Below are 24,464 nucleotides of genomic sequence, written 5' to 3'. Positions count from 1 at the left end.
ACTAAACATATTTGAAAACTTGATATATATTTTGAAAATATTATATTGATGTTATGGAGGGATAAATATGAGTACAAAAGAATCTATTATCAAGATATTAAGTGAAACTGAGCATTCATTGAAAACTAATGAAATTGTTAATTTAGTTAATATTGAAAAGAAAGAAGTAGAAAAAGCCATTAAAGAGTTAAAGGCGGAAGGCAAGATAGTATCACCTAAGAGATGTTATTATTCAATAAGTAAATAAAAGAAATATAAAGTAAATCTATACAAAAGAGAGCTATTACAGCGAAAAATATAAAATAAGAAGTTCTAAAATTTAACGAACTTCTTATTTTATATTATAAAGTCAATTATTAATAAGTTATATTTAAAGAAATAAATGCTGCTGCATAATAGCAATTTCTTAAAATTTATCATTTAACTGTGATATAATATATAATAAATTAGATTTTAATGTAATTTTATACTTTAATAAATAGCCATATAAGAAAGGAATTGATCCTTATGATTATTACATATGAAGTAAAAGATAACCTCTATGTTAATGTAACAAATAAATGTTCAAATGCCTGTGATTTTTGTGTGAGAAATCTTAAAGATGCTTTCCAGAATGATTTATGGCTTGAAAAGGAGCCAAGTTCAGAGGAAGTAATAAAGGATATATTTTCAAGAAACCTTAGCAAATATAAACAATTGGTGTTTTGTGGATTTGGAGAGCCACTTGAAAATATTGATGTAGTAATTGAAGTCTGTAAAAAGGTTAAAGAAAAAGCTAATATACCTATAAGGATAAATACTAATGGTCAGGCAAATAAAATTCATAACTATGATGTTACACCTAGATTTCAATATATTGTAGATAGTGTATCTATAAGTTTAAATGCCAGAAATGCTAAAGAATATGATCACATATGCCATAGTATATTTGGGGAAGAAGCTTTTAATTATATTTTAGATTTTACTAAGAAATGTAGAAAAATTGTTAAAGATGTACAACTCTCTGTAGTGGATTGTTTACCTCCAGAACACATTGAAGAGTGTAAAAAGATTGCAGACAGCTTAGGAGTAAATTTTAAAATAAGAAAAGAAATTAAATAAATATTAAAAAAGCGAAATCAAAAAAATTTATCATCATAATATATAGTAAACGTTTTATTTACTTTTTCAATATTAAACTAAAAATAAATTTATTTTCTAAAGATTAAAATTTGTTGTATAAAATACAAATAAAAGCTAAATATAGAAATATTACTATTTAATAAACTATATTGTAGTTAGTTTACTATTCAATTATTATATAATTAATTTTATATTAAAAATTTTTAATAATGGAGGTATAAATATGGCTTTTAAAAGAGTAAAGGTTAGATTAAAAGAAAATGTAACTAAAAGAGATTTTTGGAGGGCTACTTATAATACAGATTCAAATTTAGGTATAAGGCTTGTTCAAAATTTTGATAACATGAAAAAAAACTATTTAGATGGTAAACTCTCACAAAGAGGATCTTTGGAAGTTACTATACCAATATCCTATTATAATAGAGAACGAGAAACAATAGATGATGATTTTATTGAATATGGATATATCAAGGAAATGAAAAATATATGGGAAATTGTAGAATAGATTATAAAAATTCTGATCTATAATTCAATAAAAAACCTGTTTAATTATATTTTTTAATTAAACAGGTTTTTTATTGATAATAATATAAATTTATATGTAATTCAAAAAGTAGCAGGGCAAATTTTCAATGAAATAATGGGGTAGGCATAAAATATTAAGATATACAAATACAATTTAAAGGCAATTGACCTTAAGTATAAAATGAAGTATTATTTAAATAAATGAACATGATAATGATTATTAAGTAATACTATTGTAATTAGGAGGCAGTATTTATATGAGTGATATGGCAAAAAGATTAAATCAATGTAGAAAGCCTGCAGGCGATACAGGAAAAGTTGTTGTAGAAGATATGAATGAAAGTCATTTTGAATTGACAGGCTGGGGACTAAGAAAGGTAAATATACAGGAAAATAGTAAGATTTTAGATATAGGCTGTGGTGGAGGAAGAACTATAAATAGGTTAGCTTCTTTAACACCTAAAGGAAAAGTTTTTGGAATTGATTATTCAATAGATTGTGTAAATTGGGCTAGTGATTACAATAAGGATCTTGTAGCTCAAGGAAAGGTGGAAATCTATAATGCTACTGTAGAAAAACTTCCTTTTGAAGATGAAAAATTTGATTTTGTGTCTGCAGTGGAAACTATTTACTTTTGGCCAGATGTAGTAGATAATCTTAAGGAAATAAAAAGAGTTTTAAAACCATCAGGAAAAATTCTTGTAATAAATGAAATATATAAGGATGAAAAGTTTAAAGATAGAAATGATGAGTATGTAAAAATGGGAAATCTTAAAATATATACTCCTAAAGAATTTGAAGAGTTATTTAAAAAGGCTGGTTATAGGAATGTACAGATAGAAATAAAAGAAGAAAAAAATTGGATTTGTTCAGTTGCAGAAAAATAATAAATTTAATGTTTAAAAATAGAATTATCTGTCAATAATTCCTCTATAGGAGGGATTAACATGGATAATAAGAGAAAGATCGCTATAGGAATTTTAATATTATTAGTTACTTTTACAGCTTCATATTGTTATGGATATAGAAGTGTTTTAAAAACTGATATAGCTTATTTGTATAAAAAGTATTTAAAAACAGGAGAAACAGATTCTAATGTACAGACTATAAATGTATATAATAGTGAAAAGAATCCTGCTGCAAATGATACAATAATAAAAGAGGACTTGCCAGTTATGTATGTGGATAGAAAATATAATAATTTAAATGGCAAGAATGAGTTTAGTGAAGATATATTAAAGACTTCTAATACCACTAGTGAAGATATGGCTGGTAAGAAGGTTAAAGATGTATATAATAGTTTTAAGGAAAAAGGATTTATAATTGAAACCAAAGATAATGAAATATTATGTGTAAAAGTTCATTCTCCGGGTAAATTTGTACCAAAACTTAATGGAAATTCTTTTGAAATTTATGTAGCTAATGATAAGGGAGAACTAGAACTTCAAGAGGTTGGAGGAAATATTAATCATAAAGGTGAAGACGAAGTAATATTTAATAAAGATTCTCAGGAGTATGATACTATAGAAGAAGCAAGAGACAGCCTTTCAGACTTTACATCTTAAGTCTGAGGGCTTTTTTCTTCTGCTATGAATTTAAGGTTTCCATAATAACTTGAATTACCCTAATTAAAATGGTAAAGTATATATTAGATTTTAAAGATAATGAGGGATTAAGTTTGTATACATACATAAAGGGTATTTTTATTGGTATAGATAAAGATTACATTATTATAGAAAATAATGGTATTGGATATAAGATATATGTTTCAGGAAGTACTATAGCTGCTATGCCTAAAACAGGAGAAGATGTTCTTCTATACTTAGAGCAAATAGTGAGAGAAGATTTTATTGGGCTCTATGGATTTCATACAGAGGAAGAGAGGGATATGTTTAACAAACTGCTTACAATAAATGGAGTGGGTGCTAAGGCATGTCTGTCTCTTTTATCTATATCTACAGTTAATAATTTAAAGTATGCTGTATTAACGGGAGATGAGAAACTTATAACAAGAGCACCTGGTATAGGTAAAAAAATAGCTCAAAGGATAATTCTTGAATTAAAAGATAAATTTGAAGCAGATGAATTTGTGGCAAAAGTTACTGAAGGCAGTGGATCAGAAGATATTTTTGTACAGGAAAGAAATATAGCTGAGGCTATGGGGGCATTAATATCTTTAGGTTATTCTGAAAAAGAAGCAGAAAAGGCAATTAAAGCTTCTGATAAAAGTGAAAGTTTAGAATCCATAATAAAGGAATGTTTAAAATTTTTAATGAATTGAGGGGGTAAATATGGAGGAAAGGATTGTAAGTTCTGTAAATTTAAATGAAGACTTAGATGTAGAATATAGTTTAAGACCCCAAAGATTAAAAGAATATATAGGGCAAAATAAGGTAAAGGAAAAGCTCAGTATATTTGTAAAGGCGGCAAAAAAGAGAAAAGAAGCTTTAGATCATGTTTTATTTTATGGACCTCCGGGACTTGGGAAAACTACTCTTGCAAATATTATTGCAAGGGAAATGAAGGGAAATCTTAAAATAACTTCAGGACCGGCTATAGAAAGAGCTGGAGATTTAGCTGCTATATTGACTAGTCTATCTGAATTTGATGTATTATTTATAGATGAAATTCATAGACTTAATCGAAGTGTGGAAGAGATATTATATCCTGCTATGGAGGATTATGCTTTAGATATAGTTATAGGTAAAGGAGCGGCTGCTAAGTCTATAAGATTAGACTTGCCAAAATTTACTCTAATTGGAGCTACTACTAGAGTTGGACTTTTAACTTCACCTCTTAGGGATAGGTTTGGAGTAATGTGTCCTATGGAGTTTTATAAAGATGAAGAACTTAAAGAGATAATTGTCAGATCATCTTCAATATTAAAAGTAGGTATAGAGGAAAAAGCAGCTCTTGAAATAGCAAGACGTTCTAGGGGAACTCCAAGAATTGCCAATAGGCTTTTAAAGAGAGTTAGAGATTATTCAGAAGTAATGGGAAATGGAACTATTGATATTCCTTCTTCAGAAAAAGCTTTGGAACTATTGGAAATAGATAAAGAAGGTTTTGATAAAATAGATAATAAAATTTTGGAAGCTATAGTTGATAATTTCAATGGTGGGCCAGTAGGACTTGAGACCTTAGCTTACTTTATAGGGGAGGAACTGGATACTTTAGATGATGTTTATGAACCTTATTTACTTCAAAAAGGATTTATAATGAGAACTCCAAGGGGAAGAGTGGCTACAGATAAAACTTATAAGCATTTAAATAGACCTATAAGTTCTGATAGAAATTATACTCAGTGTTCTGTATTTAAGGAAAATAGGAAATAGAAAATATTTATATAGTATAAAAAGTAATTAATTTAAGATTTTACATACAACAGTTAACTTTGAAGAGGGTGAAGTTTTTGCAACTTAAAGATTTTGATTTTGATTTACCAGAGGAATTGATAGCACAGCATCCATCAGAAAAGAGAGATGAGTGCAGATTAATGGTATTAAATAAACAGACAGGAGAAATTGAACATAAAATTTTTAAAGATATAATTGAATATTTGGATCCTAAGGATTGTTTAGTTTTAAATGATACAAGAGTTATTCCAGCACGTCTTATAGGGAGTAAAGAAGATAGCGGTGGTAAAATAGAATTGCTTCTGTTAAAGAGATTGAATAAAAATACTTGGGAAACTTTGGTTAAACCTGGCAAAAAAGCTAAAGTAGGGGCAAAATTTGAATTTGGAGAAGGCATGTTAAAGGCCCAGGTGAAATCAATAGCTGAAGAAGGTAATAGAATAATAGAATTTCAGTATAGTGGGATTTTTGAGGAAATTTTAGACAAATTAGGTCAAATGCCTCTCCCACCCTATATAACAGAAAGACTTAAGGATAGAGAGCAATACCAAACGGTGTATTCCAAAAATGAAGGATCTGCAGCAGCACCTACAGCTGGATTACATTTTACAGAGGAGCTTTTAGATAAAATTCGAGGCAAAGGGATAAAAATAGTATTTTTAACATTACATGTGGGATTAGGTACTTTTAGACCTGTAAAAGTAGACAATATTCAAGAACATCATATGCACTCAGAGTTTTATCAGTTGTCAAAGGAAAGTGCAGATATAATAAATAAAACAAAAGAAGAAGGTGGCAGAATTATTTCGGTAGGAACAACTTCCACAAGAACTCTTGAGACTATTGGAGATGAGCAAGGGAAAGTAAAGGAAGCCTCTGGATGGACAGATATATTTATATATCCAGGTTATAAATACAAAGTAGTAGATGGACTTATAACCAACTTTCATCTTCCTGAATCTACTCTTATAATGTTAGTTAGTGCTTTATCTAACAGAGAAATAATAATGAAAGCTTATAATACAGCAGTGAGAGAAAAATATAGATTTTTCAGTTTTGGAGATGCTATGTTTATAAGATGATCATATCCAATATTTAAAGGACTTTGTTTGTAGTAAGATTATTTTAACCTGACTAACTTGCCGTGAGTCTCCCCCTTCTTCAAGTGGGAGTTCAACGCCAAGTAAGCCATGCATTCGCAGTTCTAAAATTCAGATGGGGTAAAAGAATCCCCACCTGAATTAAGAACTTGCTTCAATAGACTACGTAAGGAGAAGATAAACCTAATGTACAAATTACTAAAAACCACTGGTAAGGTGAGAAGAGGAGAATTTACAACGACCCATGGAGTTATACAAACTCCTGTGTTTATGAATGTAGGTACTTTGGCTGCTATAAAAGGGGCAGTATCTACTATGGATTTAAAGGAAATAAATTGTCAAGTGCAGCTTTCAAATACATATCATTTAAGTTTAAGACCAGGAAATAAAATTGTTAAGCAATTAGGTGGTCTACATAAATTTATGAATTGGGATAGACCAATTTTGACGGACTCTGGAGGATTTCAAGTATTTTCTTTATCTAATATAAGAAAAATAAAGGAAGAAGGAGTATATTTTAGCTCTCACATAGATGGTAGAAAAATCTTTATGGGACCAGAGGAAAGTATGCAAATTCAAAGCAATTTAGCATCTACTATAGCTATGGCATTTGATGAGTGTATTCCAAATCCCTCTTCGAGAAGTTATGTAGAAAATTCCGTAGCCAGAACTACAAGATGGCTGCAAAGGTGTAAGGATGAAATGGATAGACTTAACTCTCTTGAAGATACTATAAATAAAAAACAAATGCTTTTTGCCATAAACCAAGGTGGCATCTATGATGATATAAGAATAGAACATGCTAAAACTATTTCAAAATTTGATTTGGATGGATATGCTATTGGAGGACTTGCAGTAGGAGAAACCCATGAAGAAATGTATAGGATTATAGATGTGGTAGTTCCACACCTGCCACAGAATAAGCCCATTTATTTAATGGGAGTAGGTCTCCCAAGCAACATTCTGGAAGCAGTATCAAGGGGAGTAGATTTTTTTGATTGTGTTCTTCCAGCTAGAAATGGAAGACATGGACATGTGTTCACAAAATATGGTAAAATAAATCTATTCAACGCAAAATATGAATTGGATTCATCACCAATAGATGAAGGATGCGAATGTCCTGCTTGTAGAAACTATTCAAGGGCTTATATAAGACATCTATTTAAAGCCAAAGAAATGCTTGCGTTAAGGTTATGTGTCCTTCATAATCTCTATTTTTATAATAAACTTATGGAAGACATAAGAAATTCTATAGATGGAGATTATTTTGAGGAGTTTAAAAAAGAAAAGTTGAATATGTGGGATGGAAAAGCCTAGAAAGGAGGAATTTTTTGTGCAGAACTATATTATTATAATATATATGGTAATAGTGCTGGGATTATTCTATATGATGATATTCTTACCTGAAAGAAAGAGAAAGAAAAAATTTAATGATCTTATCAGCAGCATAAAAGTTAATGATGAAGTAGTAACAACAGGCGGGATTATTGGCAAAATTACTAACATTCAAGATGATTATGTAATTATTCAATCTGGTCCTGATAAGGCAAGACTAAAAGTTTTAAAGCGTGCTATAAATGCCATAGTTAGCAGTAAGTCTAAAGAAATAGAAACAAGTAAATAATAAATAGTAATAAAACACCTCTTGTCTACATAAATAGTATTAGATAGGAGGTGTTTTTTATGGAGAAGAGAAGAAAGGGTATATATGTTAATGTTATAGAAGGCGTACTTATGGGCTTCTTTATGACTCTTGCTATATTACTTATATATGCGGTAGTAGTCCATTTTGTGCAAGTTAATGAGAGTATTACCTCAGTACTTATTATTGTTGCAACTCTTTTAAGCGTAGTGTATGGTTCGGTGTATGCTTCTAGAAAAACTGGTAAAAAAGGATGGCTAAATGGACTTATGGTGGCATTAATATATTTTATAATATTTTATTTGGTTGCCCTTGTAGCTCAGAGTAGAGATGCAATGCTTACAGTAAAGGATTTATCTAGATTAGGGTTATGTGTGTTTGTAGGCATATTAGCTGGAATGCTTGGAATTAACATAGAGTGACTTTATTTAAAAGAGTTATTGTGTTATAATTGAGCAAGTAATTTATTGAATGGAGGAATTTTTATGAAACACATAAAAAGTATAAACAAATCAAATATAAAAGAAAGTTTAAAAAAACCTGGCTGCAAAGAGTGTGCTAATTCATGTCAGTCTGCATGTAAAACTTCATGTACTGTGGCAAATTTAGCTTGTGAGCAATAATTAATACAAGCAGTAGATTAAGACATCTTAGATAAATGGACTAGTAATTATTCTAGTCTATTTATTTTCAGATGTCTTAATTATTGCTTTAAGTTTATATTTTGAGGAGGAAAATGATTTGTCATTAATTCATAAATTTATTCAAGGTAATAATTATTATGTTATAGATATAAATACAGGAAGTGTACATGCTATAGACCAATTAGTTTATGATTTGCTGGATGAAGAGGGGCTGAAATCAAAAGAAGAGCTTATAAATAAGTTTTCAGATATATATACTATAGAAGAAATATCTGAAGCTTATGATGAAATAAAAATACTTGTTGATGAAGAAGTCCTTTATTCAAAAGATTTATATGAAGATATAGCAAGAGAATCAGTAAAGGGTAAGTCATATATTAAAGCTTTGTGTTTAAATATAGCACATGATTGTAATTTAAAGTGTAAATATTGTTTTGCGGAGGAAGGCGAGTACAAAGGATGTAGAATGTTAATGTCTCCAGAAGTAGGTAAAAAAGCTATTGACTTTGTCATAAAACATTCAGGCCCAAGAAATAATATAGAGGTAGACCTGTTTGGTGGAGAGCCGCTTTTAGCTTTTGATACAGTTAAAGAAATAGTTGAGTATGCAAAAGTACAGGAAAAATTACATAATAAAAATATAAGATTTACTATGACTACCAATGCAACTTTATTAAATGATGAAATAATGAAATATATTGATAAAAATATGGGGAATATAGTTTTAAGTATAGATGGAAGAAAAGAAGTTAATGATAGTGTTAGAGTAAGGGCAGATGGAAGTGGATGTTATGATGTAATTTTGCCCAATATTAAAAAAATGGTAGATATGAGAGACAGTTCTAAACAATATTATGCAAGAGGTACTTTTACAAGAAATAACACAGATTTTTTTGAAGATGTAAAACATATGGCAGATTTGGGGTTTAAAGAAATTTCTATTGAACCAGTGGTACTCCCAGAGGAAGATCCACTTTCTATAAGAGAAGAAGATTTAGAAACAATATTTAAGCAATATGATAAATTATATGAAGAAATGCTTAAGAGACATAAAGAGGGAAATGAATTTAAGTTTTATCATTTTAATATAAATTTACAGGGTGGTCCTTGCGTTTATAAGAGAATATCCGGATGCGGGGCAGGTCATGAATATGTGGCAATAACACCTGATGGAGATGTGTATCCCTGTCATCAGTTTGTAGGTAATGAAGAATTCAAATTAGGTACCATATTTGATGACAATATAAATGAAGAAATTTCAAAGGAGTTTAAAGAAGCTCATATATATAATAAACCTAAATGCAGGGATTGCTGGGCAAGATTTTACTGCAGCGGTGGATGTCAGGCCAATAATTATAATTTTAATAAGGATTTCCATATACCTTATGAAATAGGCTGTAAGATGCAGAAAAAGAGAATAGAATGTTCTATAGCACTGAAAGCAAAAACAATGAAATATTAAAGACACTAAGAAATTACCTAATATTGACTAATTATATGTGCACAACTATAATGTAAAATGGGTGGCTAAAAATATTTCCAACAAAGGAGGATAAAAATGAAGAAAAAGAGTGCAGTTTTCTTTGTACTGAGTATAGTTATAATTGGAGTTTTAGCTTATTTAGGTACTTTTGGTTTTGTGGGAAGTACCTATGAGGTGAAACCTTTCAGTAAAACTATAAATAGAGGTCTGGATCTTCAAGGTGGAGTGTCAGTAGTACAGCAGATTACAGACAAAAATGTTTCCAATGCTACTATGCAGCGAACTATACAATTACTTGATTCAAGGGTAAATAGAATGGGAGTAAGTGAAACCAGCGTAGCGAAAGAAGGAAGCGATAAAATAAGAGTTGAGGTTCCAGGCAAGTATAATCCTGATGATGTACTGAAAACTATAGGTAAAACTGGTCAGCTGAAATTTGTAGGTCCTGACAATACAACAGTTTTAACGGGAAGCGATGTGAAAAGTGCCAGTGTAGGTACTGATCCACAGAATAATAAGCCGCTTATAAACCTTCAGTTAAGTGACAGCGGTACTAAAAAATTTGCAGCTGCTACTGAAAAATACTTAGGTCAGACTATTTCTATATATATGGATGATGAAGTTCTTACAAGTCCAACAGTGAATTCTGTTATATCTGATGGAAAAGCTCAAATTACTGGGTCTATGAGTATTGAGGAAGCAAAAAGACAAGCAGATATAATAAGTGCTGGAGCACTTCCTGTAACACTTAAAACTGTAGAAGTTAAAACTGTAAGTGCAACTCTTGGTGCCAATGCACTGCCTTTGAGTGTACGTGCAGGTGTAATTGGTATAGCAATAGTTTTAGCACTTATGTTTATATGGTTTAGACTTCCGGGAATTATGGCGGATATAGCTCTTATACTATATGTATTTTTAGTACTTTTCATATTTTCTGGTATAGGTGCAACACTTACTCTCTCAGGAATAGCCGGATTTTTATTGACTGTTGGTATGGCAGTAGATGCAAATGTGCTTATTTTTGCAAGGATAAAGGAAGAGCTTAAAGCTGGAAAATCTATAAAGTCAGCTACTAGAGCAGGTTTTCAAAATGCTATGTCCTCCATTGTAGATTCAAATATAAATACAATAATTGCAGGGGTTGTATTATATTTTCTAGGATCAGGTGTTGTAAAAGGATTTGCCTTAACACTTATAATAGGAGTACTTGTAAGTTTATTTACAGCATTATTTGTAACAAAACATCTATTAAATTGGGCTATTGATATTGGAATAATAAGTAAGCCTAAACACTTTGGGGTAAAGAGGGGGTAAACAGATGATTAAAGTTGTTGAAAATAGAAAAATTTGGTTTACCATTTCCGCCATTTTAATTATAATCAGTATAGGCTTTACTGCCTACAGAGGACTTAATTTTGGTATAGATTTCAGAGGCGGTACTATTATTCAAATAAATATTAACAAGGATTTTAATAAAGAAGATGCGGATAAGATAATACAAAAATATGTTAAAGCTAATGAGTTTGAGACTACTAAAGCAAATAACAAGGAATTGGATATAAGAATTAATAGTGAAGCTATTTCAGATGAAAATTCAACAAAATTGTTTAATGATATTAAGGAAAAGTATAAATTAAAAGATTCAAATCTAATAAACAGAGAAAGAATAGGAGCTACTGTAGGAAACGAGCTTATAAAAAAAGCTGTAATTTCATTAGCAGTATCTATGGTATTGATGTTAGCTTTTATAGCCTACAGATTTGAATTTAAGTTTGGTTTAGCAGCGGTAATAGCTCTAATTCATGATATATTAATTACATTGGGAGTGTATGCTATAGGTAATCTTCCTATTAATACACCTTTTATAGCAGCAATCTTAACTATAATAGGATATTCTATAGCTGATACTATAGTTATATTTGATAGAATAAGAGAAAATCAAAGGAAGCTGAGAGGCAAAGATTTGATAGAAATGGCTGATATAAGTATATATCAAACCGTAGGAAGGTCAATATGTACTGTAACAACTACAATAGTTACAATAACCTGTGTACATATATTTGTTCCAAGTGTAAGGGAATTTACGCTTCCAATACTGGTTGGTATAGCTTCAGGTTGTTATTCATCTATATTTATAGCTAGTCCAGTATGGTTTTTACTAAAAAAGAGAGCTAATAAAAGAAAAATAGAAAGTAAAAAGTCTTAATTAATTTATTAAAATTTAAATGAATAGTGGTATACTTTAGTTTTTAGCTCAAAACATTTGTATTATGAAAGTATATATTATATAATATATTATGTTTTCTATAAAACTGGAGGAATAAATTATGGAGATAATTGAAGAAAATGTCCACTATTTAAAACAGTTAAAATTTCATAATCCTTTTTTTATGGATGGCATGAGGGAAGCTATAAATAGAGTTCTTAAAGCAGTAAATAATAAAGAAAAGATAATAATATATGGGTATAGTGATGTAGATAGTATATCAGGTATATCCATACTATTTTTATTATTAAAATATCTTAATGCTGATGTAGAATATTTTATACCAGATTACATGGATGAGGAATATAGAATAAGCAGTGAATCTTTGAAGGAATACATAAGGTATCTTGGTGCTGATTTACTTATAACAGTAGGCTGTGGAAGTAATTCAAAAGATGAAATTATGTTAGCACAAGATATGGGAATAGATGTTATAGTTACTGATTATCATGAAATCTATAGTGATTGTGAACAGGCAATAATCATAAATCCTAATAAAAAATTGTGTAAATATCCTTTTAAATTTTTATCTGCTGCAGGTATTGCATTTAAGTTCTGTGAAGCAGTTTCTAGGTACTATAAAATAAAAGGGGTATATAAGTATATAGATTTAGCTATGATTGGGACTATTTCAAGTAAATTGCCTTTAGAAGCAGAAAATAGGACAATAGTTGACATAGGATTAGAACATCTTGCTGCTACTAATAATTATGGGATAAAAGCGCTTATGAAGATTAATAATTTTAAAAAAATTGATCAGAAAGCAGTAATTAAATTGTCACAATCAGTTATTTCCGCAAAAAGTGTGGTTGGAAGAATTGATAATGCCAGAATTGCTGTGGAGCTTTTTACTACTCATGACAGTTATAGAGCATTTCAAATTGCAAAGTATTTAAATAAAGAGATTTTAAAATAAATTTAATTGCAAATATGTGCTAATATTTATTGTTAATACCTCACTATGGAGCTAACCCAAATTAAATAAGGTTCATTTATGTTTGTTTTAATTTAGGAGGAATAAAAAATGAATTTGGAAGATAAGATTAGAGTTATTGAAGATTTCCCGAAAGAAGGCATAAGTTTTAAAGATATAACTACGTTGCTTAAGGATAAGAAAGCCTTTAAATATGCAATTGATTCCTTTGCTGAAATACTGAAGGATAAAAATATAGATTTAGTTATAGGACCGGAAGCAAGGGGATTTATGTTTGGTGCACCACTTGCGTATGCATTAGATGCTGGTTTTATACCCGCAAGGAAAAAAGGAAAATTGCCTTCTGAAGTTTTAGGTATTGAATATGGTCTTGAGTATGGAAAGGATATTATTGAAATACATAAGGATGCTATTACTAATGGAGCAAGAGTGGTAATAATAGATGATTTACTTGCTACAGGTGGAACTATAGAAGCTGTGACAAAACTTGTAGAAGAACTAGGTGGAGAAGTAGTTTCTATAAATTTTCTAATAGAACTTACTGGTCTTAATGGAAGAGAAAAATTGAAAAAATATGATGTAGATTCACTTATTAAGTATGAATTTTAAGTTAAGACAAATAAAACCACTAAAGCCTAATTTTAAATTGCAAAGTATTACATAATAATATATAATTATAGTAAAATAATTTGGCTGGTGTAATAACCAGCCTTTGATTTTAGGGAGAGAAATCAATGCTTAGCAAGCTAATGGAAACGATAGATAAATACTGTTATAATGTTGATAAAAATTTTATTAATAAAGCTTATAATTTCGCTATGAATGCCCATAAAAAACAGAAAAGAGAATCTGGAGAACCTTATATTATACATCCAGAAGAGGTAGCATGTATTTTAGCAGAGATGGGCATGGACCAAAATACTATAGCAGCTGGGCTTCTTCATGATGTTATAGAAGATACGGAATATACTCATGAGGATCTTACAAGAGAATTTAATGGTGAAGTGGCAAACTTAGTTGAAGGTGTAACAAAGCTAGGTAAAATAAGTTATAAGACTAAAGAAGAACAGCAGGCAGATAATGTGAGAAAAATGTTACTTGCAATGGCAAAGGATATAAGAGTTATATTAATAAAATTATCAGATAGATTACATAATATGAGAACTTTAAAATATATGTCTGCTAGCAAACAAAAGGAAAAGGCAAAAGAAACTCTGGATATATTTGCTCCCCTAGCTCACAGGCTTGGTATTTCAAAAATAAAGTGGGAATTAGAAGACTTGGCTTTTAGATATATAAAACCTAATGAGTACTATGAATTAGTAGATGATATAGCAGAAAAAAGAGTGGAAAGAGAAGAATATATAAGGGGCATAATTAGTGAACTTTATAAAAATTTGGAAGATGCTAATATAATGGCAGATATTGATGGAAGACCTAAACATTTTTATAGTATATACAGAAAGATGGTAAATAAAAATAAGACTTTAGATCAGATATTTGATTTGACGGCCATAAGGATACTAGTTAATGATATAAGAGAGTGTTATACAGTTCTTGGAATAGTCCATACAATGTATAAACCTATACCGGGAAGATTTAAGGATTACATTGCTATGCCTAAGCCTAATATGTATCAGTCTCTTCACTCTACAGTTATAGGACCTCAAGGAAAGTCTTTTGAAATTCAAATAAGAACTTATGAAATGCATAAGACCGCTGAATATGGTATTGCAGCTCACTGGAAGTATAAAGAGGGAATAGTAGAGGGAACAGATAATAAAGGTGTAGAAATAGAAAAGGCAGATTTTGATACAAAACTTACTTGGGTAAGAGAAATGTTGGATTGGCAGAAAGAAACTACTAATCCGGAAGAATTTATGGAAAATTTTAAGATAGATTTATTCGAGGATGAAGTCTTTGTATTTACACCTAAGGGATCTGTTATCAGTTTACCTTCAGAAGCTACACCAGTGGATTTTGCTTATAAAATCCATACAGATATAGGAAATAGGTGTGTAGGTGCCAAAGTAAACGGCAGAATAGTTCCTTTAGATTATAAACTCAAAACGGGTGAGATAGTAGAAGTTTTAACTTCTGGAATAGATAAAGGACCTAATATCCAGTGGCTTAACAGTGTTAAAAGTAACCAGGCAAAGATTAAAATAAAGGCCTGGTTTAAAAAAGCTAAAAGAGAGGAAAATATAACTAGGGGAAAAGAAATTGTAGAGAAGGAAGCAAAAAAACAAGGACATAATTTTGCTGAATTTATAAAAGAAATTGGTTTAGAATCAATTTTAAAGAAAAACAATCTCAATAGTATAGAAGATCTCTATGTTTCCATAGCTATTGGTACTACCTCACCTTCATTGTTAGTATCGAAATTGAAGGAAAATATTCAAGGGAAAAATGCTTCAGATGAAGAAGAATCAGCTTTAAAGGACATAAAAGATCATATAAACAAGGAAAATAGAAAAGAAAAAGCAAGAAAGAGTTATAATCCTGGAGTTACCGTAAAAGGAGAAACAGATATACTCGTAAGATTTTCTAGATGCTGTAATCCTGTTCCTGGTGATGATATTATAGGTTATATAACCAAAGGGAGGGGTGTATCTATCCACAGAAAAGACTGTGAAAATGCCAATAATTTAATAAAACAGGATCCTGGCAGAATAGTTGAAGTGGCGTGGGGAAATGGAAATGAAGCTTATATTGCAGAAATACAGATAAAGGCAGATGACAGACCTAGACTTTTGACGGATATAATGGAAATACTAAACTCTATGGATACAAATATTCAATCTATGAGTGCAAAAGCGGTGAAGGGCGATATAGCTTTCATTACTTTTAAAGTTAAAATAGTTGATATAGGGCATTTAGATATAATTATGAGAAACATAAAAAAACTAAAAGGTGTTATGGAAGTATATAGAACGAAAAGTTAGGAGGATTACTATGAAAATTAATATTATACCTGCAGGCATTTATGATGCCAATTGTTATATTTTATTGGATGAAACTTCTGGTGAAGCTGCAGTTATTGATCCCGGCGGGGATGCAAACATTCTTATAGATAATATAAAATCCTTAAAGGCAAAAGTTAAAATGATTTTATTGACTCACGGACATGCAGATCATACTGGGGCAGTAAGTGAACTTAGAAACGAATTTAAGTGCAATGTATATATAAATGAAAAAGATGCAGAGTTTATAAAGAAAAAGGTGCCTATTTATGGAAATGAAAATGAGAATGGAGATAAATTTCTTAAAGAAGGTGATGTACTTCATTTTGGAAACTATGAAATTAAATGTATAGAGACACCAGGACACACACCTGGAGGTATGTGTTTTTTAATAGGTAATGTGGTTTTTACTGGTGATACTCTGTTTCAAAGATCTATTGGAAGAACAGATTTTCAAGGTGGAAATTTTGAGAGTATAATAAAAAGTATAAAAAATAAATTGTTAACACTGCCAGATGATACAGTAGTTTATCCAGGTCATGGTCCGAAATCCAGCATAGCCTTTGAAAGAAATAACAATCCTTTTTTATAGATTGCTATTATTTAATTGCTTTTTAAATATTCAAAGTTGGAAATTAGTGGAGATAATATGGCTAAAATAAAAGTTGCTGATGAAAAGTTTAAATATGAAATATATAATGTATTTCATTTGTTTTATGATGAAGTAAAATTTGTCAATGACAGTAAATATGACTATAAGCTGGTTGTTAAAATGGATAGTATAGAAGTTTCACAGGGTAGTATATGTGAAATTTATAAATATGAAAAAGAACTGACAGAAAAAGAAAATGTGAAAAAGATTTTATATAGGCACTTAAGTAAAGTTACAGGGAAAAATTTTCCATGGGGGACTCTTGTGGGAATAAGACCTACTAAAATAGTATTAAGATTATTGAAAGATGGCAAAACCACAGAACAGATTAAGAAATATTTTAAGCATCATAGCTTGACAAGAGAAGATAAAATAAATCTTTGCATAGATGTAGCGAAAATTGAAAAAACTTTTGTGAATAAAAAGAGTAAAAGTATAAGTATATATATAGGTATGCCTTTTTGTCCAACTAGGTGTCTTTATTGCAGTTTTATTTCTGATACAATAAAAAACTGTAAGAATATAGTGGAGGATTATTTAAAGGCAATGTATTATGAGATGGATAGAATAGCAGAATATATTAAAAGTAAAAATCTCAATATTGAATGTGTATATTTTGGAGGGGGAACTCCTACATCTATAGATAACTATCAATTTCATGATACTATGATGAAAATATATAATAATTTTATAGTAAACAACAATGTAAAGGAATTTACTGTAGAATGTGGCAGACCAGATAGCATTAATGAAAGAAAGCTTAATATATTAAAAAAATTTAAAGTTCAAAGAATAAGTATAAATCCTCAAACTATGAATGATTCCACTCTCAAACTCATAGGAAGAGGTCATAATTCTAAAGATATGATAGATAAATTTAAGCTTGCTAGAAACTTGGGATTTAATAATATAAATGTAGATATAATTGTTGGACTTCCCGGAGAAAATTTAAAGGAAATTAAATATACTTGTAATGAGATTTTACAGTTAAGTCCAGAAAGCTTAACTGTTCATGGTATGTCTTTAAAAAGAGGTTCAAAGCTGCATCAAAATATTTTAAATAATATTGAGATGAAAATAGCATCAACTGATGAACTGGATAAAATGTATAATGAAACAGTCAAGCTTTCAAGGAAGCTAAATCTTAAACCCTATTATATGTATAGGCAAAAGAATATGGTGGGCCATATGGAGAATGTTGGCTACTCAATTCCTGGTAAGGAATGTATTTATAATGTAGAAATGATTGAGGAAAGACAGACTATCATAGGAATAGGTGCTAATGCAGTTTCTAAAATTATATTTTTAGATGAAAATAGATTGGAGAGATTTCCAAATTTAAAGGATATAAGAGAGTATACTAAAAGAATAGAAGAAAAAGTTAAAAGTAAAATAGAATTTCTAAATGAATTATATAGTTAAGGAGGACTTAAAATGTCAATTCAAGCACCAAAAGGTACAAAAGATATGCTGCCACAAAATGCATATAAGTGGCATTATATAGAAAATAAATTAAAAGGTATTGCTGAAACTTATGCTTGTCGTGAGATAAGAACTCCCGCTTTTGAAAGTACTGAATTATTCGAAAGAGGAGTAGGGGATACTACGGATGTAGTACAAAAGGAGATGTATACTTTTGAAGATAAAGGCGGAAGAAGTGTAACTCTTAAGCCGGAAGGAACTTCACCAGCAGTAAGAGCTTTTGTTGAAAATTCACTTTTTAATGAAGCACAACCAACTAAATTATATTATTTTACACCTGTATTCAGATATGAAAATGTGCAAAAGGGAAGACTTAGAGAACACCATCAGTTTGGTGTGGAGATTTTTGGATCTAAAGAGGCCTCTTTAGATGCAGAAATAATAAGTCTTGCCATGAGGGCTTTTAGAGAATTTGGTATAAAAGGTTTAAAATTAAATATAAACAATATTGGATGTCCTAAGTGTAGAAAGAACTACAATGATGCTTTAAAATCATACTTAAAGAAAAATTATGATGATCTGTGTGATGTATGTAAATCTAGATTTGAAAAAAATCCTATGAGAATATTGGATTGTAAAAATAAAAATTGTAAGAAGATTGTGGAAGGTGCACCGATTATTCTTGATTACGTATGTGATGATTGTAAAGATCATTTTGATAAGCTGAAAAACTATTTAACTGCTCTTGGAATAGAATTTAAGATAGATCCGCTTATAGTAAGAGGTCTTGATTACTATACAAAAACTGTATTTGAAATTATAAATAAAGATATTACTGTTTGTGGTGGAGGAAGATATGATGGGCTTATTCAGGAAGTAGGCGGACCAGAGATGCCAGCAGTAGGATTTGGTATGGGACTTGAAAGACTTATACTTACTTTAGAAGAAGAGGGAATAGAAATACCAAAACCTAATTATATAGATTTATATATTGCATCTATGGATGAAGCAAGTAAAATAGAATCTCTAAAAATTGTAAATGGATTGAGGGAAAAAGGTATAAAATGTGAATGTAATCACATGTCTAGAAATGTAAAAGGTCAAATGAAATATTCTAACAAAGTTGAAGCAGCCTATACTGTTGTACTTGGAGAAACAGAACTTGATCAAAAAAAGGCAAAATTAAAAAGAATGAGCGATGGTGAGCAAATAGATATTGATATAATGGACCTTAGGGATATTGCAGATAAAATTAAATAGCTTATATGAAAATTCTATAATCTTATTTTAGGAGGAGTACTAATGGGAGAAGCATTAAAAGGTCTCAAAAGAACTGTTATGTGCGGTGAACTTAGAGAAAACAGTATAGGAAATACTATTACAGCTATGGGATGGGTTCAGAAAAAGAGAAATCTTGGTGGACTTGTCTTTGTGGACTTAAGAGATAGAACAGGACTTCTTCAGGTTGTATTTGGAGAAGAAATAAATGAAGATGCCTTTACAAAAGCTGATACTGTAAAATCAGAATATTGTATAGCTGTTACTGGTAAAATAGTAAAAAGGGAAGCACCTAATGAAAATATGCCAACAGGTATGGTGGAATTACTTGGTGAGAATATAAAGATTCTATCTGAAAGTGAAACACCACCTATATACATAAAGGAAAATTTAGATGCTGGAGAAAATATAAGATTAAAATATAGATATCTTGACTTAAGAAGACCTGATATGCAGAAAATATTTATGATAAGACATAAAACTGCAAAGGTTATAAGAGATTTTTTAGATGAAAAAGGATTTTTGGAAATTGAAACTCCAATTCTTGGTAAGAGTACTCCGGAAGGAGCAAGAGATTATCTTGTACCAAGTAGAAATTTCAATGGAAAATTTTATGCATTGCCTCAATCACCACAACTTTTAAAACAACTTTTAATGGTCTCAGGTTTTGATAAATATTTTCAAATTGCAAAATGTTTTAGAGATGAAGATTTAAGGGCAAACAGACAGCCGGAATTTACTCAGGTGGATATGGAGCTTTCCTTTGTAGAAGAAGATGATGTTATATTACTAAATGAAGAACTTATAAAGAAAGTATTTAAAGAGATAGCTGGAGTAGATGTAAAAACTCCTATAGAGAGAATGCCCTATAAAACTGCCATGGAAAAGTATGGGAGCGATAAGCCAGATTTAAGATTTGGTATGGAAATAAATGATTTAAGCGAAGTGGTTAAAGATACTGAATTTAAGGTGTTCAAAGATACATTGGAAAATGGCGGCAGTGTAAGAGCGATAAAAGCAGAAGGCTGTGGCAGTATGGGAAGAAAACAGATAGACAAATTGGGTGATTTTGTTAAAACTTTTAAGGCAAAAGGCCTTGCATGGATAGCTGTAAAAGAAAATGAGATAAAATCTCCTATAGCTAAATTTTTTACAGAAGAGCAATTAAAGTCTATAGTAACTGCTATAGATGCTAAGGTTAATGATTTAATATTGATAGTTGCAGATAAGGATAATATAGTATTCAAGTCTCTAGGAGAATTGAGACTTCACCTTGCAAAAGAAATGGAACTGTTAAAGAATAATAAAGAGTTTAGATTTGTTTGGGTTACAGAATTTCCGCTTTTATCCTACAATGAAGAGGAAAAAAGATTTCAGGCCGAGCATCATCCTTTTACAATGCCCATGGATGAAGATATTAAGTATCTTGAAAGTGATCCAGGGAGGGTACGTGCTAAAGCCTATGATATAGTTTTAAATGGAGAAGAATTAGGTGGAGGCAGCATAAGAATACATGAAACAGATCTTCAGGAGAAGATGTTAAAGGTGCTTGGATTTACTAAAGAGAGAGCTTGGAATAGTTTTGGTTTCTTACTGGAGGCATTTAATTATGGTCCACCTCCACATGGTGGTTTAGCTTATGGCTTTGATAGACTCACAATGTTTCTTGCAAGTACTGAAAATATAAAAGATGTTATAGCATTCCCTAAAAATCAAAATGCAGCCTGCGTTATGACAGAAGCACCTAATGTGGTAGATGATAAACAGCTTGACGAATTGGGAATAAGTGTATTAAAAGAAGAAAACTAAATAAATGTTATAGATTGCCATTTTAAAATAACAATTGATATAGTATAATATATAGAGAATAACAATTAAATAAAATTCCTACTGTGTTCGAGAAGTGGATTTATGTTGACCCAGCACTTTTTTTTAGGGAACTTATCCCTTCTTGTGGAATGATGTTCATTTGTAAAAATGAAAACAAGAAGCAAGAAGGCAGTGCCCACCTGCTGAGAGCGGGTTATCTTTTAAATTCATCATACGGTACAGTAGGATTTTATATTATATAGCAGTTGTGTAAATGTATTTTCTAAATAATTTTCAATGATAGGTTTATTATTGAGAATTATTTTTTTTCTTTAAAAATACAAGTTTGGATAAAGAAGATACCATGGCAATTGCTATGGCTATGGAACCAGCAGCACCTAAAGTTTGAAGGCCATAAGAAGTGGCTTTAGGTAAGTTACCTATAATGGTTTCATACATGGTGTAATACATTCCATTACCTGGTACTAGGGGTATAATACCACATATTATGAAGGTAGTCACTGGTGCCTTGCGCAATCTTGCCATTATTTCAGAATACATAGAGACAGATATAGCTCCAATAAATAGAGATAATAAATTTGAATTATATATATTATTTATTAAAAGGTATACAAGCCATGAGATACCACCTCCTATACCAGCTATAATAACATTTTTCCCTTTTACATTATAGATTATTGCAAAACCTAAGGATGAAATAAAGGAGTAAAAAGCATACATAATCATAAAGTTATACCTCCAAAAAAAGCAAACCAAAATTTAAAGATCATACCTGTTCCAACTGCTATGGCTACAGCTATAAAAAGTGCTTCTATAGCTCTGGAAGTTCCAGAAATTAAATCTCCATTCATGGCATCTCTAATGGCATTGGTAATGGCTAGGCCCGGGACTAAAAGCATTATATCTCCAATTATGACTTTATCGTAGTTATCAGCAAAACCAAGTTTATAAAAAATAATTGCAAAAAAGGCCGCTTCCATGCCACCTACTATATTTGTGAAGAAATAATCTACCTTAAATTTAGCTAAAAAGTTCATAGAAAATTTTATAATTCCTGCTATAATAAAAGCCGACCAAAAGTCTTTAAAAGTACCTCCAAATAATATGGTGAAAAATGACCCTATAAAACAAGCAGATAATAAAGTTATTTTATCAGAATAGGAGGGCATATTCTTTATGGATTCAAGTTGTACTTCTAAATCTTCAATAGTTAATTGCTTTTTTTCTATACTTCTGGAGAGAGTATTTATATTTGATATTTTATCTATGTTAAAAGTTCTGCTTACTATCCTCTTTATAATTGAATTATTAATATTTTTACTGTTTTTACCTGATAGAAGTATTGCTGTTGGAGTTGCATAGGCATCTACAGAAATTATTCCAAAAGCCTTTGATATTCTAATCATAGTTTCCTCAACTCTGTAAGTTTCAGCACCGTTTTCAAGCATTATCTTTCCAGCCTCTGCAGCTAGATCTAATATTTTATTTGTGTCCATTTATATCTCCTCAATAATATCATAATTTTATCCCATGACTATCATCCGTAATATAGGAGTAAGAGATAACGGCTTCTACGTCTCTGGATAACGATTTCTAAGTTTCAAATGCCAGAAAAAAATCCATATGAAACAAAGAACTCTGTTTATAAGCATAATTATATCATAATAAATAGTTTAAATTACTGTTGTTTTATTTCTATTTACATTATATAATCATAATTATAGTGAATTTTTATAGACCATAATTATAATACTACATTCTAATTGATATATACATAAGGAATTATATTAGATAATACTTTATCTATGACTAACCCCTGTTATCTCCATTCTAATAAGAAATGGAATATTATAGTGTTATGCCCACGGATAATTTTTAATCTAAACTCCTGGCTTTAATAAAGCCTTAATATAGTAACAACTAGACTATAGGCAAGTAGGATTTGTATGTAATATTATAATTTAGGCTAATTACAATAACAGTTATCAATAAAAGGGAGTGTAAACATTGGATTTTCAAAACGTAAAAGAAAGTGACCAAAAGGTGTATGAAATAATTGAAAAAGAACATGCGAGACAAGAAGATAATATCGAGCTTATAGCTTCAGAAAACTTTACTAGTAAAGCTGTTATGGAGGCTATGGGATCATATCTTACAAATAAATATGCAGAAGGTTATCCTGCAAAAAGATATTATGGTGGGTGTCACATAGTAGACCAAGTAGAAGATTTGGCACGTGATAGAATGAAAGAGTTATTTGGTGGAGATCATGTAAATGTACAAGCACATTCAGGTTCTCAGGCAAATATGGCGGTATATTTTTCAGTGCTAAAACCAGGAGATACTATACTTGGTATGAATTTAAGCCATGGAGGACATTTAACTCATGGAAGTCCAGTTAGTTTTTCTGGAAAATTATTTAATGTAATAAGCTATGAAGTAAATAAGGATACTGAAACTATAGATTATGAAGAACTTAGAAAAAAGGCAATTGAGCATAAACCTAAATTAATTGTAGCTGGTGCCAGTGCTTATTCAAGAATAATAGATTTTAAAAAATTTAGAGAAATCAGCGATGAAGTTGGTGCATATTTGATGGTGGATATGGCTCACATAGCAGGTCTTGTAGCTGGTGGAGTACATCCATCTCCAGTGCCTTATGCAGATTTTGTAACTACTACAACTCATAAAACTCTAAGAGGTCCTAGAGGTGGAGCTATTATCTGTAAAGAAAAATATGCAAAAGAATTAGATAAAACTATATTTCCTGGAATGCAAGGTGGTCCATTAATGCATATAATTGCAGCAAAGGCAGTTTGTTTTGGAGAAGCTTTAAAACCTGAATTTAAGGAATATGCACAGCAAGTAATAAAAAATGCAAAAGTTTTGGCAGAAGAACTTATAAAATATGGCTTTAGATTGGTATCTGGTGGTACAGACAATCATCTTATTCTTATTGATTTAACTAATAAGAATATAACTGGTAAAGATGCAGAAAAACTTTTAGACGCTGTAAGAATTACTGCAAATAAAAACACAATTCCTTTTGAAACTAAGAGTCCATTTATAACAAGTGGTATAAGAATAGGAACAGCTGCAGTAACTACAAGAGGCTTTAAGGAAGAAGAAATGAAAAAAATAGCAGCCTTTATTAATGAAGCTATTGAAAAGAGAGATGAAGATTTAACCGAATTAAAAGAAAAAGTAACAGCTTTATGTAATAAATTTCCTATATATAAATAAGAGT

At 30.4% G+C, this 24,464-nt stretch carries 25 protein-coding genes and 1 other RNA gene; 24 read left to right on the top strand and 2 right to left on the bottom strand.

Annotation, left to right across the window (positions count from 1 at the left end):
* The first annotated feature begins 67 nt into the window (after positions 1-67).
* From CLPA_RS10870 to ssrS, 23 genes are all read left to right on the top strand, one after another.
* The gene (locus CLPA_RS10870) at positions 68-247 is read left to right on the top strand and encodes a hypothetical protein (protein ID WP_003441710.1); all 180 of its coding nucleotides are present in this window, start codon (positions 68-70) and stop codon (positions 245-247) included.
* Between the two features lie 260 nt (positions 248-507).
* The gene (locus CLPA_RS10865) at positions 508-1,101 is read left to right on the top strand and encodes a TatD family nuclease-associated radical SAM protein (protein ID WP_003441712.1); all 594 of its coding nucleotides are present in this window, start codon (positions 508-510) and stop codon (positions 1,099-1,101) included.
* Between the two features lie 244 nt (positions 1,102-1,345).
* Positions 1,346-1,627 carry a hypothetical protein gene (locus CLPA_RS10860; RefSeq protein WP_003441715.1) on the top strand — a complete coding sequence of 94 codons (282 nt, stop codon included), beginning with the start codon at positions 1,346-1,348 and terminating at the stop codon, positions 1,625-1,627.
* Positions 1,628-1,904: 277 nt separating this feature from the next.
* Entirely contained in the window at positions 1,905-2,534 is a 630-nt protein-coding gene (locus tag CLPA_RS10855) for a class I SAM-dependent methyltransferase (RefSeq protein WP_003441717.1), read from the top strand.
* A 60-nt stretch (positions 2,535-2,594) separates the two neighbouring features.
* Positions 2,595-3,212, top strand: a complete 618-nt coding sequence (locus tag CLPA_RS10850; protein WP_003441719.1) for a hypothetical protein — start codon at positions 2,595-2,597, stop codon at positions 3,210-3,212.
* 113 nt (positions 3,213-3,325) lie between these two features.
* Entirely contained in the window at positions 3,326-3,928 is a 603-nt protein-coding gene (gene ruvA, locus CLPA_RS10845; protein WP_003441721.1) for a Holliday junction branch migration protein RuvA, read from the top strand.
* 10 nt (positions 3,929-3,938) lie between these two features.
* On the top strand, positions 3,939-4,982 hold the full coding sequence (ruvB, locus tag CLPA_RS10840) for a Holliday junction branch migration DNA helicase RuvB (RefSeq protein WP_003441723.1): 1,044 nt from the start codon (positions 3,939-3,941) through the stop codon (positions 4,980-4,982).
* A gap of 77 nt (positions 4,983-5,059) precedes the next feature.
* Positions 5,060-6,085: a tRNA preQ1(34) S-adenosylmethionine ribosyltransferase-isomerase QueA gene (queA, locus tag CLPA_RS10835; protein ID WP_003441725.1), complete on the top strand. Its 1,026-nt coding sequence runs from the start codon at positions 5,060-5,062 to the stop codon at positions 6,083-6,085.
* A gap of 204 nt (positions 6,086-6,289) precedes the next feature.
* The gene (gene tgt / locus CLPA_RS10830) at positions 6,290-7,420 is read left to right on the top strand and encodes a tRNA guanosine(34) transglycosylase Tgt (protein WP_003441728.1); all 1,131 of its coding nucleotides are present in this window, start codon (positions 6,290-6,292) and stop codon (positions 7,418-7,420) included.
* A gap of 43 nt (positions 7,421-7,463) precedes the next feature.
* Positions 7,464-7,727, top strand: coding sequence for a preprotein translocase subunit YajC (yajC, locus tag CLPA_RS10825; protein WP_236900415.1), 264 nt, complete (start codon positions 7,464-7,466; stop codon positions 7,725-7,727).
* 59 nt (positions 7,728-7,786) lie between these two features.
* Positions 7,787-8,167 (top strand): TIGR04086 family membrane protein, encoded by a 381-nt coding sequence (locus CLPA_RS10820; RefSeq protein WP_003441732.1) that lies wholly within the window; start codon positions 7,787-7,789, stop codon positions 8,165-8,167.
* A gap of 63 nt (positions 8,168-8,230) precedes the next feature.
* Positions 8,231-8,368 carry a six-cysteine ranthipeptide SCIFF gene (scfA, locus tag CLPA_RS10815; RefSeq protein WP_003441734.1) on the top strand — a complete coding sequence of 46 codons (138 nt, stop codon included), beginning with the start codon at positions 8,231-8,233 and terminating at the stop codon, positions 8,366-8,368.
* 118 nt (positions 8,369-8,486) lie between these two features.
* Complete coding sequence (gene scfB, locus CLPA_RS10810; RefSeq protein WP_003441737.1) at positions 8,487-9,851, top strand: thioether cross-link-forming SCIFF peptide maturase; 1,365 nt, start codon at positions 8,487-8,489, stop codon at positions 9,849-9,851.
* Positions 9,852-9,947: 96 nt separating this feature from the next.
* Positions 9,948-11,186, top strand: a complete 1,239-nt coding sequence (gene secD, locus CLPA_RS10805; RefSeq protein WP_003441738.1) for a protein translocase subunit SecD — start codon at positions 9,948-9,950, stop codon at positions 11,184-11,186.
* Between the two features lie 4 nt (positions 11,187-11,190).
* Positions 11,191-12,078 (top strand): protein translocase subunit SecF, encoded by an 888-nt coding sequence (gene secF / locus CLPA_RS10800; RefSeq protein ID WP_003441739.1) that lies wholly within the window; start codon positions 11,191-11,193, stop codon positions 12,076-12,078.
* A 121-nt stretch (positions 12,079-12,199) separates the two neighbouring features.
* Entirely contained in the window at positions 12,200-13,054 is an 855-nt protein-coding gene (locus CLPA_RS10795) for a DHH family phosphoesterase (RefSeq protein ID WP_003441740.1), read from the top strand.
* Positions 13,055-13,162: 108 nt separating this feature from the next.
* A complete protein-coding gene (locus CLPA_RS10790) occupies positions 13,163-13,681 on the top strand; it encodes an adenine phosphoribosyltransferase (RefSeq protein ID WP_003441741.1) in 519 nt (172 codons plus the stop codon).
* 125 nt (positions 13,682-13,806) lie between these two features.
* On the top strand, positions 13,807-16,017 hold the full coding sequence (locus CLPA_RS10785; RefSeq protein ID WP_003441743.1) for a RelA/SpoT family protein: 2,211 nt from the start codon (positions 13,807-13,809) through the stop codon (positions 16,015-16,017).
* Between the two features lie 10 nt (positions 16,018-16,027).
* Positions 16,028-16,627, top strand: a complete 600-nt coding sequence (locus tag CLPA_RS10780; RefSeq protein WP_003441745.1) for an MBL fold metallo-hydrolase — start codon at positions 16,028-16,030, stop codon at positions 16,625-16,627.
* 57 nt (positions 16,628-16,684) lie between these two features.
* Complete coding sequence (locus tag CLPA_RS10775) at positions 16,685-18,109, top strand: coproporphyrinogen III oxidase (protein ID WP_003441748.1); 1,425 nt, start codon at positions 16,685-16,687, stop codon at positions 18,107-18,109.
* Between the two features lie 12 nt (positions 18,110-18,121).
* Positions 18,122-19,369 carry a histidine--tRNA ligase gene (hisS, locus tag CLPA_RS10770; RefSeq protein ID WP_003441768.1) on the top strand — a complete coding sequence of 416 codons (1,248 nt, stop codon included), beginning with the start codon at positions 18,122-18,124 and terminating at the stop codon, positions 19,367-19,369.
* Positions 19,370-19,411: 42 nt separating this feature from the next.
* Positions 19,412-21,196 (top strand): aspartate--tRNA ligase, encoded by a 1,785-nt coding sequence (aspS, locus tag CLPA_RS10765; RefSeq protein ID WP_003441775.1) that lies wholly within the window; start codon positions 19,412-19,414, stop codon positions 21,194-21,196.
* Between the two features lie 72 nt (positions 21,197-21,268).
* A non-coding RNA gene (gene ssrS / locus CLPA_RS20460) (6S RNA) lies at positions 21,269-21,449 on the top strand.
* A gap of 56 nt (positions 21,450-21,505) precedes the next feature.
* Here ssrS and CLPA_RS10760 read toward each other — a convergent pair.
* A complete protein-coding gene (locus tag CLPA_RS10760; RefSeq protein ID WP_003441786.1) occupies positions 21,506-21,943 on the bottom strand; it encodes a threonine/serine exporter family protein in 438 nt (145 codons plus the stop codon).
* Positions 21,940-22,713: a threonine/serine exporter family protein gene (locus CLPA_RS10755; RefSeq protein WP_003441787.1), complete on the bottom strand. Its 774-nt coding sequence runs from the start codon at positions 22,711-22,713 to the stop codon at positions 21,940-21,942. The genes CLPA_RS10760 and CLPA_RS10755 overlap by 4 nt, the downstream gene beginning before the upstream one ends.
* A 511-nt stretch (positions 22,714-23,224) precedes the next feature.
* Between CLPA_RS10755 and glyA the strand changes: the two genes are divergently transcribed.
* Entirely contained in the window at positions 23,225-24,460 is a 1,236-nt protein-coding gene (glyA, locus tag CLPA_RS10750) for a serine hydroxymethyltransferase (RefSeq protein ID WP_003441788.1), read from the top strand.
* The last annotated feature ends 4 nt before the right edge of the window (positions 24,461-24,464 follow it).

Origin of the sequence: Clostridium pasteurianum DSM 525 = ATCC 6013, from assembly GCF_000807255.1 — a bacterium.
Classification (GTDB): domain Bacteria; phylum Bacillota; class Clostridia; order Clostridiales; family Clostridiaceae; genus Clostridium_I; species Clostridium_I pasteurianum.
This window is presented reverse-complemented; position numbering and strand designations above follow the sequence as displayed.